The sequence below is a fragment of the Providencia sp. 2024EL-00732 genome (assembly GCF_044006275.1).
Taxonomy (GTDB): domain Bacteria; phylum Pseudomonadota; class Gammaproteobacteria; order Enterobacterales; family Enterobacteriaceae; genus Providencia; species Providencia huashanensis.
The window spans coordinates 87,581-102,362 of record NZ_JBIPDG010000010.1 but is presented as its reverse complement, the minus strand read 5'-3'; the positions used below and the strand labels follow the sequence as shown (position 1 = coordinate 102,362).

The 14,782-nt window shown below is 39.1% G+C and carries 16 protein-coding genes; 10 read left to right on the top strand and 6 right to left on the bottom strand.

Annotated features, from left to right (window positions below):
* Positions 1–76 precede the first annotated feature (76 nt).
* The 5 genes from rlmB to rplI all read left to right on the top strand — a co-directional run bounded on the left by rlmB (position 77) and on the right by rplI (position 2,420).
* Positions 77–823, top strand: coding sequence for a 23S rRNA (guanosine(2251)-2'-O)-methyltransferase RlmB (gene rlmB, locus ACHB7C_RS15480; RefSeq protein WP_071548703.1), 747 nt, complete (start codon positions 77–79; stop codon positions 821–823).
* A gap of 156 nt (positions 824–979) precedes the next feature.
* A complete protein-coding gene (rpsF, locus tag ACHB7C_RS15475) occupies positions 980–1,375 on the top strand; it encodes a 30S ribosomal protein S6 (RefSeq protein ID WP_042845804.1) in 396 nt (131 codons plus the stop codon).
* 8 nt (positions 1,376–1,383) lie between these two features.
* On the top strand, positions 1,384–1,701 hold the full coding sequence (priB, locus tag ACHB7C_RS15470; RefSeq protein ID WP_042845802.1) for a primosomal replication protein N: 318 nt from the start codon (positions 1,384–1,386) through the stop codon (positions 1,699–1,701).
* 4 nt (positions 1,702–1,705) lie between these two features.
* On the top strand, positions 1,706–1,933 hold the full coding sequence (rpsR, locus tag ACHB7C_RS15465; RefSeq protein ID WP_000135199.1) for a 30S ribosomal protein S18: 228 nt from the start codon (positions 1,706–1,708) through the stop codon (positions 1,931–1,933).
* 37 nt (positions 1,934–1,970) lie between these two features.
* Complete coding sequence (gene rplI, locus ACHB7C_RS15460) at positions 1,971–2,420, top strand: 50S ribosomal protein L9 (RefSeq protein ID WP_042845797.1); 450 nt, start codon at positions 1,971–1,973, stop codon at positions 2,418–2,420.
* A gap of 156 nt (positions 2,421–2,576) precedes the next feature.
* Here the strand turns inward: rplI and ACHB7C_RS15455 are convergent, their stop codons facing one another.
* Positions 2,577–3,335 (bottom strand): CDP-diacylglycerol diphosphatase, encoded by a 759-nt coding sequence (locus ACHB7C_RS15455; protein ID WP_042845795.1) that lies wholly within the window; start codon positions 3,333–3,335, stop codon positions 2,577–2,579.
* A gap of 141 nt (positions 3,336–3,476) precedes the next feature.
* Positions 3,477–4,076 carry a LysM-like peptidoglycan-binding domain-containing protein gene (locus tag ACHB7C_RS15450; protein ID WP_042845792.1) on the bottom strand — a complete coding sequence of 200 codons (600 nt, stop codon included), beginning with the start codon at positions 4,074–4,076 and terminating at the stop codon, positions 3,477–3,479.
* A 218-nt stretch (positions 4,077–4,294) separates the two neighbouring features.
* On the opposite strand from ACHB7C_RS15450, the gene ACHB7C_RS15445 reads away from it, so the two are divergent.
* Both ACHB7C_RS15445 and cysQ read left to right on the top strand, forming a co-directional pair.
* On the top strand, positions 4,295–4,915 hold the full coding sequence (locus ACHB7C_RS15445) for a peptidylprolyl isomerase (protein WP_042845791.1): 621 nt from the start codon (positions 4,295–4,297) through the stop codon (positions 4,913–4,915).
* A 127-nt stretch (positions 4,916–5,042) separates the two neighbouring features.
* Positions 5,043–5,783 carry a 3'(2'),5'-bisphosphate nucleotidase CysQ gene (gene cysQ / locus ACHB7C_RS15440; protein WP_042845789.1) on the top strand — a complete coding sequence of 247 codons (741 nt, stop codon included), beginning with the start codon at positions 5,043–5,045 and terminating at the stop codon, positions 5,781–5,783.
* A 55-nt stretch (positions 5,784–5,838) separates the two neighbouring features.
* Here the strand turns inward: cysQ and mqo are convergent, their stop codons facing one another.
* Both mqo and ACHB7C_RS15430 read right to left on the bottom strand, forming a co-directional pair.
* Entirely contained in the window at positions 5,839–7,332 is a 1,494-nt protein-coding gene (mqo, locus tag ACHB7C_RS15435) for a malate dehydrogenase (quinone) (protein ID WP_131680921.1), read from the bottom strand.
* Positions 7,333–7,340: 8 nt separating this feature from the next.
* Positions 7,341–7,736, bottom strand: a complete 396-nt coding sequence (locus ACHB7C_RS15430) for a cupin domain-containing protein (protein WP_042845785.1) — start codon at positions 7,734–7,736, stop codon at positions 7,341–7,343.
* Positions 7,737–8,184: 448 nt separating this feature from the next.
* Here ACHB7C_RS15430 and ACHB7C_RS15425 point away from each other — a divergent pair, with 448 nt between their 5' ends.
* Entirely contained in the window at positions 8,185–11,325 is a 3,141-nt protein-coding gene (locus ACHB7C_RS15425) for a hypothetical protein (RefSeq protein WP_272678269.1), read from the top strand.
* A 35-nt stretch (positions 11,326–11,360) separates the two neighbouring features.
* On the opposite strand, the gene ACHB7C_RS15420 is transcribed toward ACHB7C_RS15425, so the two are convergent.
* Together ACHB7C_RS15420 and ACHB7C_RS15415 are read right to left on the bottom strand one after the other, a co-directional pair.
* On the bottom strand, positions 11,361–11,951 hold the full coding sequence (locus ACHB7C_RS15420) for an NUDIX domain-containing protein (protein ID WP_198860986.1): 591 nt from the start codon (positions 11,949–11,951) through the stop codon (positions 11,361–11,363).
* Positions 11,952–12,088: 137 nt separating this feature from the next.
* On the bottom strand, positions 12,089–12,493 hold the full coding sequence (locus ACHB7C_RS15415; RefSeq protein WP_042845781.1) for a YgiW/YdeI family stress tolerance OB fold protein: 405 nt from the start codon (positions 12,491–12,493) through the stop codon (positions 12,089–12,091).
* A gap of 177 nt (positions 12,494–12,670) precedes the next feature.
* Here ACHB7C_RS15415 and qseB point away from each other — a divergent pair, with 177 nt between their 5' ends.
* Entirely contained in the window at positions 12,671–13,333 is a 663-nt protein-coding gene (gene qseB / locus ACHB7C_RS15410) for a quorum sensing response regulator transcription factor QseB (protein ID WP_042845780.1), read from the top strand.
* The gene (gene qseC, locus ACHB7C_RS15405; RefSeq protein WP_198860985.1) at positions 13,333–14,688 is read left to right on the top strand and encodes a quorum sensing histidine kinase QseC; all 1,356 of its coding nucleotides are present in this window, start codon (positions 13,333–13,335) and stop codon (positions 14,686–14,688) included. The genes qseB and qseC overlap by 1 nt, the downstream gene beginning before the upstream one ends.
* Positions 14,689–14,782 lie beyond the last annotated feature (94 nt).

The following is a 14,782-nucleotide window of genomic DNA, read 5'->3' as shown; positions in this document are numbered from 1 at the left end:
GCTGTAATACTTTGTTAATTAACGAAAGTGGCGTAAACGCGCCACTTTTACATTTTTATCAATACATAAGAAATTTATGAGCGAAATGATTTATGGCATTCACTCTGTGAAAGCCTTACTTGAGCGTTCACCGCAACGCATTAAAGAAGTGTATATTCTGAAAGGCCGCGAAGACCGTCGATTAATGCCACTCGTGCGTGAAATCGAAGCCTTAGGTGTTGTCGTTCAAGTTGCCAATCGTCAGTGGATGGATGGGAAAACTGAAGGGGCGGTTCACCAAGGTATTATTGCGAAAGTGTTGCCGGGTAAGCAGTATCAAGAAGGTGACTTGCCCGACTTACTCGACAATACTGAGTCGCCATTCTTATTGGTACTCGATGGCGTGACAGACCCTCATAACTTAGGGGCTTGTTTACGTAGTGCGGATGCGGCTGGTGTTCATGCAGTTATTGTACCGAAAGATAAGTCTGCTCAATTGAATGCAATAGCCAAAAAAGTTGCTTGTGGAGCGGCCGAAAATGTACCGCTTATCCGAGTTACAAATTTGGCAAGAACCTTGCGCTTGTTACAAGAGTACAATGTTTGGATTGTGGGGACAGCGGGAGAAACTGACCATAACTTGTATCAAAGCAAGCTAACGGGGGCTATTGCTCTAGTGATGGGAGCAGAGGGCGAAGGTATGCGCCGTTTAACTCGGGAGCATTGTGATGAGCTAATCAGTATCCCGATGGCAGGTTCAGTTTCGTCACTGAATGTCTCCGTTGCAACAGGGGTTTGCTTGTTTGAAGCCGTTCGCCAACGTCTGGCGGGTGTTAGCAAATAAATATTATGGTAATAACTGCATCCATCACTTGAGTTTTATCTCAGGGATGGGTATAGTTACGCGTCAATTTTTTAGCCGCACTCAATAAGTTCCTTGCCTCCGCGGGCCGCGGTTAACCCAGACAGGAGGCTAATAATCCGTAAGGAGCAACTACTAATGCGTCATTACGAAATCGTTTTTATGGTCCATCCTGACCAAAGCGAACAGGTTCCGGGCATGATCGAGCGTTACAGTGCTGTTATCACTAACGCACAAGGTCAGATCCACCGTCTGGAAGACTGGGGCCGTCGTCAACTGGCTTACCCAATCAACAAACTGCACAAAGCTCACTATGTTCTTCTGAACGTAGAAGCTCCACAGGAAGCGATTGATGAGCTGGAAACTAACTTCCGCTTCAACGATGCCGTTATCCGCAGCATGGTTATGCGCTTAAAACACGCAGTAACAGAAGCTTCTCCAATGGTTAAAGCTAAAGACGAACGTCGTGGCCGTGACCTATCTGATGAATATCAGGAAGAAGAAGCTGAAGAAGCTGGGGATTCTGAAGAGTAATTGCGCAGGTGACCACCAATCGTTTAGTGCTCACAGGCATAGTCTGTAAAGCATTGATTCGAAAAGTGAGTCCGTCAGGCATTCCTCACTGCCAGTTTGTTTTAGAACATCGTTCGAAGCAACAGGAAGCGGGGTTGTCAAGGCAAGCATGGTGCAGAATGCCCATTATCGCCAGCGGACAAACCTTACAAGCCCATACTCACAGTATAACGGTCGGCAGTTGGATTACAGTAAGCGGTTTCATTAGCACTCATCAAGGGCGCAATGGAATTAGCAAGATAGTCCTCCATGCCGAGCAGATTGATTTGATAGATTCTGGAGACTAGCCATATGGCACGTTATTTCCGTCGTCGCAAGTTCTGCCGTTTCACAGCGGAAGGCGTTCAAGAGATCGACTATAAAGATATCGCAACGCTGAAAAACTACATCACTGAAAGTGGTAAAATTGTACCAAGCCGTATTACCGGTACTCGTGCAAAATATCAGCGTCAGCTCGCTCGTGCTATCAAGCGCGCTCGCTACCTGTCTCTGTTACCATATACTGATCGTCATCAGTAATTGGTACAGTCCATTAACGACTTAAGAGGATAAGGTAATGCAAGTTATTCTGCTTGATAAAGTAGCTAACCTAGGTAGCCTAGGTGATCAGGTTAACGTTAAATCGGGCTATGCTCGTAACTTCTTAGTTCCACAGGGCAAAGCTGTTCCTGCAACTAAGAAAAACATCGAATTCTTCGAAGCTCGCCGCGCTGAACTGGAAGCTAAATTAGCTGACGTTCTAGCAGCAGCACAGGCTCGTGCAGCAGCAGTTACTGCGCTGGGTTCTGTAACTTTAGCTTCTAAAGCTGGTGACGAAGGTAAACTGTTCGGTTCAATCGGTACTCGTGATATCGCTGATGCAGTTACTGCAGCTGGCGTTGCAATCGCGAAAAGCGAAGTTCGCCTACCAAACGGCGTTCTGCGTACTACTGGTGACCACGAAGTTCACTTCCAGTTACACAGCGATGTTTTCGCAGAGCTGAACGTTATCATCGTTGCTGAGTAATCAAAAATGATGGTATGCACTGTTGATTTATCAGTGGTGCAATAAAAAACACCGGCATAGCCCGGTGTTTTTTGCTTTCTAGGGGATCTATTTCCCTATAACCTATATTCTAAGTAATTCATTGGAATTAGCTTTAATGTATTTAAACGCTAAACTTTATTGATTTGCTAAACATTGGTAGTCGAGTATTTCCCCCGCTGAACCTAAATTCAACTCTGTGATATCCAACCGATTTGCTAGCAACACCTTTGAGCCATCTTTCAGCTGTACCATCGCTAAACCATAATTTCCCATCTCGTCGTGATGTTTCACAACATAATCATACAGTTGATTGAATGGATTTTTTGCATCGTTAAATTCAGATTGAAGTTTTTTTGCTAAGTAATGATGGCCAACGAGCTCAGTTGGTAGAAAAGCCCAGTCTGTTGTTATCGTTGACGAAAATTGGTTTAGTTTCTGGTGGACTTCTTGTTTTAAACAGGCAAGGTGAATATGTAATTGGTCTTGTGAACGCCCATATTGCGAATTAACGGCAATAGCTAATAAATCATCAGGGATCTCTTTTTTTGATTGTTGCAATAAACTGGCCCGTTCTTGCCAAGCTAAAGCGAAATAGTTAGGCACATTTGCCGTTATTAATTGTTTTGCTTCAATCCCTTTAACCTTACTGGTAGGGATAACTAAGTTATGTAATGGCCCTTTTTTGTCTTTAAATAACACATACTGATTTTCCGTATCGACTTTTAGGCAAGGGGGAGTGATTGAGTGAGTTTGTTGTTGGGGAATGCATTGGCTATTAATGATATTCCAGAGTGCATTAGCATTGAGTTTAATCCAAGAAATATAACCAATAATGATGGCTAACAATAGGAAAAAAAGCCCTAAAAAAAGTTTAACCCATTTGTTTTTTAGCATAATAATTTGTTAATGTGTATATTTTAGGTTGAAAGAACTTTAAGTATACAGCAAAAGCAGGTAGGTGAGAGGGAAATAGTGGTTGGATGTCGCTTATCGGGCAGCTTAATGACAGTGAATTAAGCTGCCCATCGTTATTTACTATGGCGTACGGTAATAGCCACCGTCACTTAACCTAGCAAAGCTATAAGTTTTCCCATCAGATGCGGTAATTTCCAATAGTTGGACTTCGCCTTTTGCATTTGCTTTCAAACGAATTTTTTGCCCTTGGCGCAAATTACTTAATGGCTTTTCTGCGCCTTCAACGCGAGCCATGGTAAAGGCATCATTGGCTTGCAGGTTATTATCACGAAATAGTTGGGCGAGTGTTTTGCCTTTTTGTACGCGATAATTCTGCCATTTATTGGCTGATGGGCTCACCGTATTAGGTTCTTCACTTGGCGGTTGCGTGGTTGCCGTTGGTGGATCAACCGGTGCAGGGTCAATGGGTTCAGGCACTATTTCGGGCTCTGAGGGTAACGATTGTGGTGCGCTTTCTCCTTGGGTTTCAGGTTCTTGGGTTGGAGAGGGGATGACTGGGTCAGGTGTAATATCAGGTGTGGTTGGCGGTGGGACCACAATAGGTTGATTCTGTGCAGTTGTGTTTAACGGTTTATCTTCCGCGGGCCAAAGTAGGGCTACCACGACAATGAGAACTAAAGTAGCAATACCATAGCGGTGAAATTTTGAAAGTTTAAACATCACTCCTCCTTGATGAGGCAATGAGTAAATTTGTTCATATTTCCACGATATTAACACCATTTTATTGTATTTTAAGGGCCTGACTCGATTTTTCAGAGAACACTGAGTTAATTTATCGCTAATCAGCTGCTTTTATTATTTAGATCGATTGTTTGGGTTTACCCATAAGTGTCAGGCTGCTATCCTTGCTTTTTTCTCAAAACCATATGGGTGTTTTCATGGCAAACCAAAATTTCGATTCAGTAGAAGCACAAGCGAGTTATGGCATTGGTCTACAAGTTGGGCAGCAATTATTAGAGTCAGGCTTAGAAGGTTTAGTGCCAAATGCGATTTTGGCAGGGCTTGTTGATGCTTTAGAAGGCAATATGCCATCAGTGCCTGTTGAAACACTACATAAAGCACTGCGTGAAGTTCATGAACGCGCCGATGCTGTTCGTGTTGCACGTCAGGCTGCATTAGCAGAAGAAGGCCAACAATTCCTTGATGAGAACCAAAAACGTGAGGGTGTTTCAACCACTGAATCTGGTTTGCAATTCTCAGTAATTAACCAAGGTGATGGTGCAATTCCTTCACGCACAGACCGTGTTCGTGTTCACTATACGGGTCGTTTAATTGATGGCTCAGTATTTGATAGTTCAGTTCAACGTGGTCAGCCAGCAGAATTCCCAGTGAGTGGCGTGATCCCTGGGTGGATTGAGGCATTAACACTGATGCCTGTAGGGTCTAAATGGGAGTTGTATATCCCTCATCAATTAGCATATGGTGAGCGCGGTGCGGGTGCTTCTATCCCTCCATTTAGCACATTAGTGTTTGAAGTAGAATTATTGGAAATCTTATAATTTAAGTAAATTTGCTTAAGTTTTAGATAAATGCCTCATTGTTGGTTCAACGGTGAGGCTTTTTTTATAGCGTAAACTTTTCACGCTTGCTAATCTTGCTGTAAAGGGTGATTGAGAGGTGATTAAAATGCTACAACAAATTTGTGAACTAGCTCAAGAAGCAGGCTATGCCATTATGGAAACCTACAATGCACAAGAGCCTTTGCAGGTTGAACATAAAAGTGATAATTCCCCTGTAACAGAAGCGGATATTGCAGCTCATAAAGTCATTGCAGCAGGGCTCACTCGTATTGCTCCAGATATTCCACAACTTTCGGAAGAAGACCTTGTTGACTGGTCAGTTCGTCAACATTGGCAACGCTATTGGCTAATAGACCCACTTGATGGCACAAAAGAATTTATCAATCGCAATGGGGACTTTACCGTTAATATTGCATTGATTGAAAATGGAGTGCCTGTGATGGGGGTTGTGTATGCCCCCGCGAAAGGGCTGTTATATTACGCAGAGGGGAGCCAAGCATGGAAAGAAGAAGGTGGTCATAAACAGCGTATTCATGTTCAGGATATGAAACCCCCTGTCATTGTGATCAGCCGTTCCCATCAAGATAGCGAACTGATGGATTATTTAACCCAAATGGGCGAACACACTACGGTGGAAATTGGTTCCTCATTAAAGTTTTGTTTAGTTGCAGAAGGCAAGGCGCAGCTTTATCCACGCTTTGGGCCAACCAATATTTGGGATACTGCGGCAGGTCATGCTGTGGCTATTGGTGCGGGTGCGAAAGTGGTTGATTGGCATGGGAAAGTACTGGATTACACGCCAAGGGAATCATTTTTAAACCCAGGTTTTCGTGTTATTTTATTCTAGATAATTAAAACCAATAGTTGGCGCTTAAACATTCAAGTGCCAACTATTCGGAGTGCTAGTTGTCTAATTGCAGTACTTTAGCCGTTGCTGCCCGGATATCTAAACAGGCTTTTGCATCTTGTTTTAAATCAACCCCATAAGTTGGAATAATTTGTTTTAAGCGTGTTTCCCATCCCTCTGCTTTAAGTTGCTCATCGAAACAGGTTTTTAGTACGTTTATCGCAATAAAAGCAGCCGTTGACGCCCCCGGAGAAGCCCCCATTAATACAGAGAAGGATTTATCTGCACTGGTAATTAGTTCAGTACCGAATTCTAAAACCCCTTTCTTATCGTGATCTGGTTTTATAATTTGCACTCGTTGCCCTGCAACGACTTCTTTCCAATCTTCATGTTGAGCATCAGGGTAGAATTTTTGCAACATGGCAAACTGGTGAGCAGAAGTTTGTAGCACTTGCCCCACCAAATATTCAGCAAGTGACCAGTTATCTTTGGCGACCGCTAACATGGGTTCGATATTATTGAGATGAACCGATTCAAATAAATCGAGATAAGAACCATGTTTTAAAAACTTACTAGAAAAGCCTGCATAGGGCCCAAATAATAATGAACGTTTACCCCCAATTATACGGGTATCCAAATGAGGTACTGACATTGGTGGCGAGCCTTTATCCGCTTTCCCATAAACTTTAGCATGATGGCGCCCTGCAATTTGTTCGTTATCACAACGTAACCAGATACCACTGACAGGGAAACCACCAAACCCTTTACCTTCGGGGATGCCTGATTTCTGTAATAATTCAATAGCACGCCCACCGGCTCCTACAAAAACAAATTTTGCCGAAGTAACTTGTTTTTCATGAGTAATTAAATTTTTTACTTCTACATTCCAGCGACCATCTTTTGTTTGTTTAACATCAATGACTTCATGCTTATAGTGAAGAGAAAAACCGGTTTGTTCGCTAAGTTGTGCAATTAATAGGTGGGTGAGAGCGCCGTAATCGACATCGGCTCCTGTCGCGACACGAGTGACCGCAATTTTTTCATCGCTTTCACGCCCTTCCATTAATAATGGAGCCCAGTCATCGATCTGCTTGGGGTCATCACTGTACTCCATATTATGGTAGCAATGGTGAGCGGACATCTGGCGAAAGCGTTGCTGTAAAAATTTCACATTGTCTTCACCCCAAACGAAACTCATATGTGGGCAAGGGTGAATAAAATCGCGAGGGTTTTTTATTTTGCCTTTTGTGACAAGGTATGACCATAGTTGGCGCGATAAATCGAATTCGGTGTTAACCTCAAGTGCTTTACTTATATCTACAGTGCCATCGGGGTTAGGTGGCGTATAGTTCATTTCGCAGTTTGCCGCATGGCCGGTTCCTGCGTTATTCCAAGGATGAGAGCTTTCCTGAGCACAATCGTTTAATCTTTCAAAAATAGAAATTGTTAACGAAGGCTCTAACTCTTTGAGAAATGTAGCGAGGGTTGCGCTCATAATACCAGCGCCGATGAGGGCTATATCGACATTCTCTACAATAGGTTTATCCATTATGACCTCTAATTTTTAGTCGGGGTGAAGCAAAGCTGAGTATCTTCTTGATAGACAACATAAGCACGACGCCATGGTTCATCACCAATAAGCCGCCACTTATGACCCGTCCCAGTATTATCTTGCGCTAACAGAATATCACCTGGGTTAATGACAAACTTAGAGCCATCTTTAGTTTCAAACTCTAAAGTACCGGTAAGAGTGATGACATAACGAGGAACGGGGTCCTTATGCCAATCGAAAGATCCGCCTGAAACGGTTTCACGAAAAGAAAGTTCACTAACAGCTATAGGAAGAGTTTGGTTATCACCATCTGCATTAGGAACACGACCAAGCTCTAGAGTTCCTTCTTCAAATAGAGAATTTCCATCTTCTCCCGTCCACATACGAACACAGCGTATCATTTTGTTTAGCTCCTTAATGACGTACAGAAATGTATCACAACTATTCGATATTCATTAGATATAACAAGCAAAGCTCTTAAAAAGATAATATTTAAATTTGATATAGTTTTAAATTTAAAGTGTTTTAGGCTTCAGGTCAAAAATATTATCTGATTATCTAAATATAGCTTAATAACAACAGTGAAACTTAGTTTTTTACCATTAATATTAAATAAATTTAATTTTTAAATCTTAATTTGATTGTCTTTTTAGGATGGTGTTAAATATGTCTTGGATAGATTTTCTATGCTTAGAAAATATCTTTAAGTATATTTACATTAGGTTTTTCTATGGTTGGGTTGTGGTTTGATTATACAAAATATAATATTTTTGATGTTTTATATAAGAATTTTTATATCCATAATGTATTGTAAAAACCAAATGTTAACTGATTTTTAAAAGTTAGATAATGGATAAAATATCATATAAATCCTCATTGCGAAGTAATGAAACTAGTATTTTTGATAAGATAACTAATGCAATTTCATCTTTTCCTTTAATAATTAAAAATATAACTAATACTACACATTTTCCTAACAGAATAAACTTAAATGGGAGAATAGTAAAAAAATCCGAGAAGGTTGATGCTAATAAGGCATTAAAAGAAATTTTAGATATTGGGAAACATATCCATCGCGAAGCTATTGAGGTAACTCAATCTCCAATTCAAACTCAGCCTAATATTAATCATAAATTATCGTTGAAAGGTAACAAGGGGTTAATAGTTGGTAGCTTATTATTATTGGATCTGCAAAAAAATAATGCCATTCATCGTAGTGGTCATGAGGAGAATACAACAAATTTGATGGGGATGGAAAGGGGTGAAAGAAATTATAATGATACTATTCATTTTCATAGGAAAAGACGAAGTGTTTCCGAATCACTTAACCTAAAATTTGATATGAAAACAAATGCATACCTAGATCACTTAAGGGAAAGAGAAACTGGTTTTATAGGTAAAAAAAGTTATATTGGCTCATTGGTTTTTAAGTTAGAGGCTAAAGGCTGGCCATTAGATTTTAACTTATTAAAAAATAGATTTGAAAAGGACAAGTCACGTAGAATAAAAATAATAAATAAGTCTAAAAATATGTTAAAAGAAGCAGAGGCTAAAGCTTTTAGCCATAGGTTTAAAGCATTATTTGGACAGCCAATAAACTATTTAGGTCGAGAAAATAGTAGGTTAGTAAACAATGAAGGTAAAATAAAAAAATTAAAGCAGCATATCGCTAGGGAGGAAGCAAGGTTAACCAAAGAAACTGAAAATTTGTCTGTGCTTAATTTATTACTTCACCCTGATAACCCCAATTTTTCTACAGCTTGGATGGGGTTCTATAAAAAAATAGATTACTTGTATGCAGAAAAAAATAAAATTGATTTAGAATGTAAGGAATATAGCCAGCATTTGGAATCATTGCCTAAAAATAGTAACCCAATTGCCTTTAGGTATATTAGTTCTGAAAAATATAGTACAGAAGTAAAGCTAGCTAATGCAAGAAAAGAATATAAATTGCTCACTGCTAAAATTAATTCTATGGAAGCAGCGGCAAGTATTGAGATGTCTCAAAATGATTTAAAATCGCAACTTAGTCTAGAGACTCAAATGGAAAGAATAGCTGCTGAATTAAAAGTAACGCAGGTAAATGAATTGGAGCTAGAAAATAATGTTAAGAATGCTAAAGAAGAGTTAGATAAGCTAATATTATCTGGTTTATTAGTTAATGGCATAAGTATTGATTGTACTGATCTCGATAAAGTTTGGCAGGTTCATTTTTATCAGGGAGCTAACTTTAAAGGAAGTATTTCGTTTTCTAATACAATAAAAGAATTTAGCTTAAGGAAGGTTTTGCTGGGGGAAGCAGATCGTTCTATTTTTATTCATGTGGGAGGCTCTCAAAGTATTTTAAAAATAAATAGTAAAAATAATGATGCGAAGAATGAAACATTACTCAAATTATTAAATGATAAAAAAAGCCGATTAAATATTGCGGACTCAGTTATGTCAGAAATTGAGAATTCTGCATTTAAAAAAATAGATGACATTGATTTTATTGATGATTTTAAATTCAGTGTACATGGTAAAATTTTGCATGTTTTATCAAAATCATCTCAACAATTATCAAAAGAACCTAAGATCTATCAACATATTATTGAAGGGTTTATTAGTGGATTAATCAAGCCTAGTGTCGTTTTATTTGAGGGTAAAGTTGTTCCTGGTTTACTTTCTCTTGGAAGTGAACATCATAACCTAATTTTTTCACTTCCAGATAATGACCTTATTATTTCTAGTACATTCCACGAAAATAAGAAGTTAGCTAAATTTATTCATAAGCATTTAACTAAAATTGACCAAGAGGGGTTTAGCAAAAATAATTTAGAAAATATTAAACATATAGATAACCGACTAAATCAGAAGTGGCAGCATAGGTTAACCTTTATTGAAAGAAGCCCCAATATTCAGTTTAAAACTGAGCCTGAGATTGACCCTTATCGATTGCTACTAAAAAGTGGAGTTGAAAAAAATTTTTCTGATCTAAACGGTGTTATTTATACATCATATGAAAAAACAGCAAAATTAAGTAATGACGTCAAGAAAATGTTGATTGAGTCTGCTGAAGTTATCATGATGTTAACAACTACAGGGGTATCATCACCTTGGATTATATCCGCTGAATTTATGGCGGGCATTTCTTTAAAATTAGCAAACATATATTTAGATATGCAGCTAATTGAAAACTCAGATCGTGGTGCCGATATAGAGCAGGCAAAGAAAAATTTGATGGTTGGAAAAATATATTTATCACTTAATCTTGCTAAAGCACCAAGGTTGATGGTGCAGGTTATCGGCAAATGGTTAGATTTAATTAATACATTAGAAGGTATTGCGGCAGAAAGATTATTCAATCCATTAGCTAAATATTCAAAGTTTAGGGTAAATCGAGGAGGAGACGATTTAGCAACAACCGCATTTCGATATGCTAAATTAGATCAATTTAGTTTCCCTAACCTATTAAAGAAAAAACACCCTGATGGCTTATGTCATGGGTTATCTTTAGAGATCTTGCAACGGTTAGAAGAAAGCGTTGACCCACAAAAACACTTATTTTCTGTTGTTGCTAGCTTAAAAGAGGATTTAAAAAAGCCTGCTTCTTTCTCAGGGAAGGTATTTGATAGTATAGAGAGAAAACAAACTCAGCCTTCTTTATTTAAAACCCAGAAATATCATAGAGAACCGACTGTAAGATATAGGGGAGAGCACCATGATTTAGTCAAAAAATTAGAGGATGATGTGATGGAGCTAAATCCGGGTGATACTGCACTAATAAGGGCGTATATAAGAAAGTCAGATGGTTCAATTCTTTCTGAAGGGCACATAATTATGGTTCAACGTATATCTAACCAACAATTTGAGTTGTTTGATTCTAATAATGGTGTTTTTTCATACTCGACAGAAACGGGGTTCAAAAAAGCATTAATGAATTATTTTAATTTGGCTTATCGTGACCACGGTTTGTTAATCCCTGGAAGTTTTACTCGTTTTATCTTATAGCTATAGTAATAAAGGCTTTTAGCTCTTTATAAAAATTAATATTTTAGAATTGAATTCAATGCTAGGTGTTGTATTAACATAATAGTCTTACCATCAACAATTTCGCCAGTTTTGATAGCTTCTAACGCTTTAGGAAATGGCCATTCTAAGACTTCAATATCTTCACCTTCTTCAGCTAACCCGCCACCTGCATTGCTGCGGTTATTGTCGTTGTACTCAGCAATATAGAAATATAGCTTCTCGGTAACGGAACCGGGGCTCATAAATGCTTCGAAGACTTTTTCTATTTTGTCGACTTTAAAGCCAGTTTCTTCCTCTGCTTCGGCAATGATACGGGTTTCCGGTGAAGCATCGTCAAGCAAGCCTGCGGCAGCTTCAATCAGGAAATGCTGGTAACCATTTATGTACATAGGCATACGGAATTGGCGTATCAAGATAATGCTGTTTTTTATTTTATTATAGAGCAGAATGACTGCGCCATTGCCTCTATCATAGACTTCACGCTCTTGTTGTTGCCAGTTTCCATCTCTTCTTTGTAATTCATAGGTGTATTTTTTTAAGATATACCAATTATCGGAAAGCAGTTTTTCTTTGATATTACGTAGTTGGGGGTGTTTCAGTGACATTGGATGATCCAAAATAACAATTATATTTATGTCTAATCTAGCATTGTTAATATTGGTATAAAATAGGATTTTGGCGATGAAGTAATAGCATACTTCAGGTACAACCCTGAAGTATGCTAACGAAGGGATATGATGGGTTATTTAATGATCTGAATTTGTTTAACTTCAACTTCCCTTGAATTCCAATCTTTATCGATTTTACCGCGGATTTCGACTTTATCTTTTGGTGTGACATTAACACCATTCCAACGTTTTTCACTGATTTCAAGGTTGATGGTGCCTGTGCCATCAGTAAATTCATAATGTTTATAGTCAAGTTGTTTAACGATATTACCACGTAAAATAACCCAGCTATCATCAGACATCTCTAGTGCTTTTGCGACGGTTGTTTCTCCGCTATTAGGGCCAATAAAGCCCCCATTTTGATTGGTTTGCGTTGTATTATTAGTGACAGCACCCGGACCGTCAAAACCGCCATTTGCAGCAAAAACAGGGGCTGTTGCAAGAGCTGCAATTAATGTAATTAAAGGTAATTTTTTCATGATCAGTTTCTCCAAATAAGACGTAAACTTGTTTATATGGAAGTTATTAAAGCAGGTAAATCTTAACAGGATCTTAAGAAACTTAATTGATGCATTATATTTTTAATTTAATAAATAATAGCTAGTCATTTCATTACTGATGGGATAAATATAATAATATTCTGATACGGAGGGGTTATGCGTATTCTATTAATCGAAGATGACAGGCTAATTGGTGATGGGTTAAAAGTAGGGTTAACTCAACTGGGCTTTTCTGTTGATTGGTTTATGGATGGAAAACTGGGGCAACTTGCTCTTTTTGATGCTCCCTATGATGCCGTGGTACTTGACCTCTCATTACCGAATATTGATGGCATGGACATTTTGGCACATTGGCGCAAACAGGGGCGTGATGAACCGGTATTAATTTTGACAGCCAGAGATGCTCTGGAGCAGCGGGTACAAGGCTTACAACGTGGAGCGGATGATTATCTGTGCAAACCTTTTGCCTTAATGGAAGTTATGGCTCGTTTGCAGGCATTGATCCGCAGACGAAGTGGTCAGTTAACACCTAAATTGACTCATGGAGATGTGGAAATGGACCCGTCTGGGATGACGGTAACTGTTAAAGGGGAGCCTGTTCAACTTAAAGGGAAAGAATTGGCATTATTATCTCTATTTATGCATAACCCAAATAAAATTCTATCGCGAGGCTTAATAGAAGAGAAACTGTATAACTGGGAAGAGGAAGTATCGAGTAATTCAGTTGAGGTACATATTCACCATTTAAGACGCAAGTTAGGTAATACGTTTATTCGTACTGTTCATGGTGTCGGTTATCGATTAGGTGATGATGAATAATGAAAACATTTAGTCTTCGGCTAAAACTTACCTTAATGTTGCTGTTATTAGCATTGGTGACATGGGGTATCGCGAGTTCACTAGCTTGGTATCAAACGTATAAAACCATTAATGAGCTATTTGATACACAACAAATGGCATTTGCTAAACGTTTGTCTGTATTGCCTTCAGATCTTGAATTGTCTAAACCTTCATTAAAGAAAACAAAAAAATTATTGCGGAAAAATCGAGGCGATCAAGATGATGATGCATTAGCTTTTGCTATTTTTACGCTTAAGGGGCAGATGGTTTTAAATGATGGTGATAATGGGAAAAAGATTGTATTTAACTTTGCAAGGGAAGGCTTTTCTGATGGGAGAGTTACAGGAAGCGATGACTCGTGGCGCTTTGTTTGGTTAAAATCTCAAGATGGGCAATATGTTATCGTGGTTGGCCAAGAGTGGGAATATCGGCAAGAAATGGCAACGGATATCATGGTGGCGCAATTTATGCCTTGGTTGGTGGCATTGCCGTTGATGCTAGTCGTATTTCTATGGCTTTTAACCCGTGCTTTGCGGCCTTTAAAAGAAGTTGCAAACCAATTGCGCTATCGTCAGCCTGATGAATTAACACCTATTGAAGTATCACGTATTCCAACCGAAGCAAAGCCAATCATAGACTCAATGAATGGTTTGTTTGAGCGAATCAATAATATGTTTGCGCGTGAAAGGCAGTTTACATCTGATGCTGCCCACGAGCTGCGTAGTCCTCTCGCAGCCTTAAAAGTGCAAGCGGAGGTGGTACAAATTGCAGGGAATGATACTGATATTCGTCACCATGCAGTAGCAAACTTATCCGAAGGGATTGACCGTGCATCTCGTCTTGTTGACCAATTGCTCACATTATCGAGGTTAGAATCGATATCCCAACTTGAAGATATTACTGAATTATCTTGGTTATCTCTGATTGAAACTGCAATCAATGATATTCAGCCGGAGGCGCAGGCTCAAGGAACCACGGTGATCAGTATTATTAAAGGCGAACCGCCGACATTAAAAGGCCAAGCACTGTTATTGAGTGTACTGCTCAGAAACCTACTTCATAATGCAATACGCTATGGCAAAGCGAAAGGGCGAGTAACGCTAACGTTGTACGCAGACCACCTTGAAATTGAAGACGATGGTGATGGGGTGACCCCAGAAGTTTTACAACGCTTGGGAGAACGTTTTTATCGGCCTGCGGGGCAAGAAAAAACAGGGAGTGGTTTAGGGCTATCTATTGTTAAGCGAATTGCTCAATTGCATAACTTACAGGTTATTTTTGCTAACAGTGATAAAGGCGGTTTTTGCGTTAAAGTATATTGGTTGGTTTATTAAATTTATGTGAGTTACAGCGTCGCTAAGATATAACGCGTTATTATTAATTAGGTAGAATGGGGTAATGCAAAGAACACAACCACCTTGGTTATAA

Excerpts from the sequence above, each read along its gene's own strand:
- mqo (WP_131680921.1), bottom strand. The coding sequence starts at position 7,332 with ATGGATAAACCTATTGTAGAGAATGTCGATATAGCCCTCATCGGCGCT.
- rlmB (WP_071548703.1), top strand. The coding sequence starts at position 77 with ATGAGCGAAATGATTTATGGCATTCACTCTGTGAAAGCCTTACTTGAG.
- qseC (WP_198860985.1), top strand. The coding sequence starts at position 13,333 with ATGAAAACATTTAGTCTTCGGCTAAAACTTACCTTAATGTTGCTGTTA.
- ACHB7C_RS15425 (WP_272678269.1), top strand. The coding sequence starts at position 8,185 with ATGGATAAAATATCATATAAATCCTCATTGCGAAGTAATGAAACTAGT.
- rpsR (WP_000135199.1), top strand. The coding sequence starts at position 1,706 with ATGGCACGTTATTTCCGTCGTCGCAAGTTCTGCCGTTTCACAGCGGAA.
- rplI (WP_042845797.1), top strand. The coding sequence starts at position 1,971 with ATGCAAGTTATTCTGCTTGATAAAGTAGCTAACCTAGGTAGCCTAGGT.
- ACHB7C_RS15420 (WP_198860986.1), bottom strand. The coding sequence starts at position 11,951 with ATGTCACTGAAACACCCCCAACTACGTAATATCAAAGAAAAACTGCTT.
- ACHB7C_RS15450 (WP_042845792.1), bottom strand. The coding sequence starts at position 4,076 with ATGTTTAAACTTTCAAAATTTCACCGCTATGGTATTGCTACTTTAGTT.
- ACHB7C_RS15430 (WP_042845785.1), bottom strand. The coding sequence starts at position 7,736 with ATGATACGCTGTGTTCGTATGTGGACGGGAGAAGATGGAAATTCTCTA.
- cysQ (WP_042845789.1), top strand. The coding sequence starts at position 5,043 with ATGCTACAACAAATTTGTGAACTAGCTCAAGAAGCAGGCTATGCCATT.
- ACHB7C_RS15445 (WP_042845791.1), top strand. The coding sequence starts at position 4,295 with ATGGCAAACCAAAATTTCGATTCAGTAGAAGCACAAGCGAGTTATGGC.
- ACHB7C_RS15415 (WP_042845781.1), bottom strand. The coding sequence starts at position 12,493 with ATGAAAAAATTACCTTTAATTACATTAATTGCAGCTCTTGCAACAGCC.
- ACHB7C_RS15455 (WP_042845795.1), bottom strand. The coding sequence starts at position 3,335 with ATGCTAAAAAACAAATGGGTTAAACTTTTTTTAGGGCTTTTTTTCCTA.
- rpsF (WP_042845804.1), top strand. The coding sequence starts at position 980 with ATGCGTCATTACGAAATCGTTTTTATGGTCCATCCTGACCAAAGCGAA.
- qseB (WP_042845780.1), top strand. The coding sequence starts at position 12,671 with ATGCGTATTCTATTAATCGAAGATGACAGGCTAATTGGTGATGGGTTA.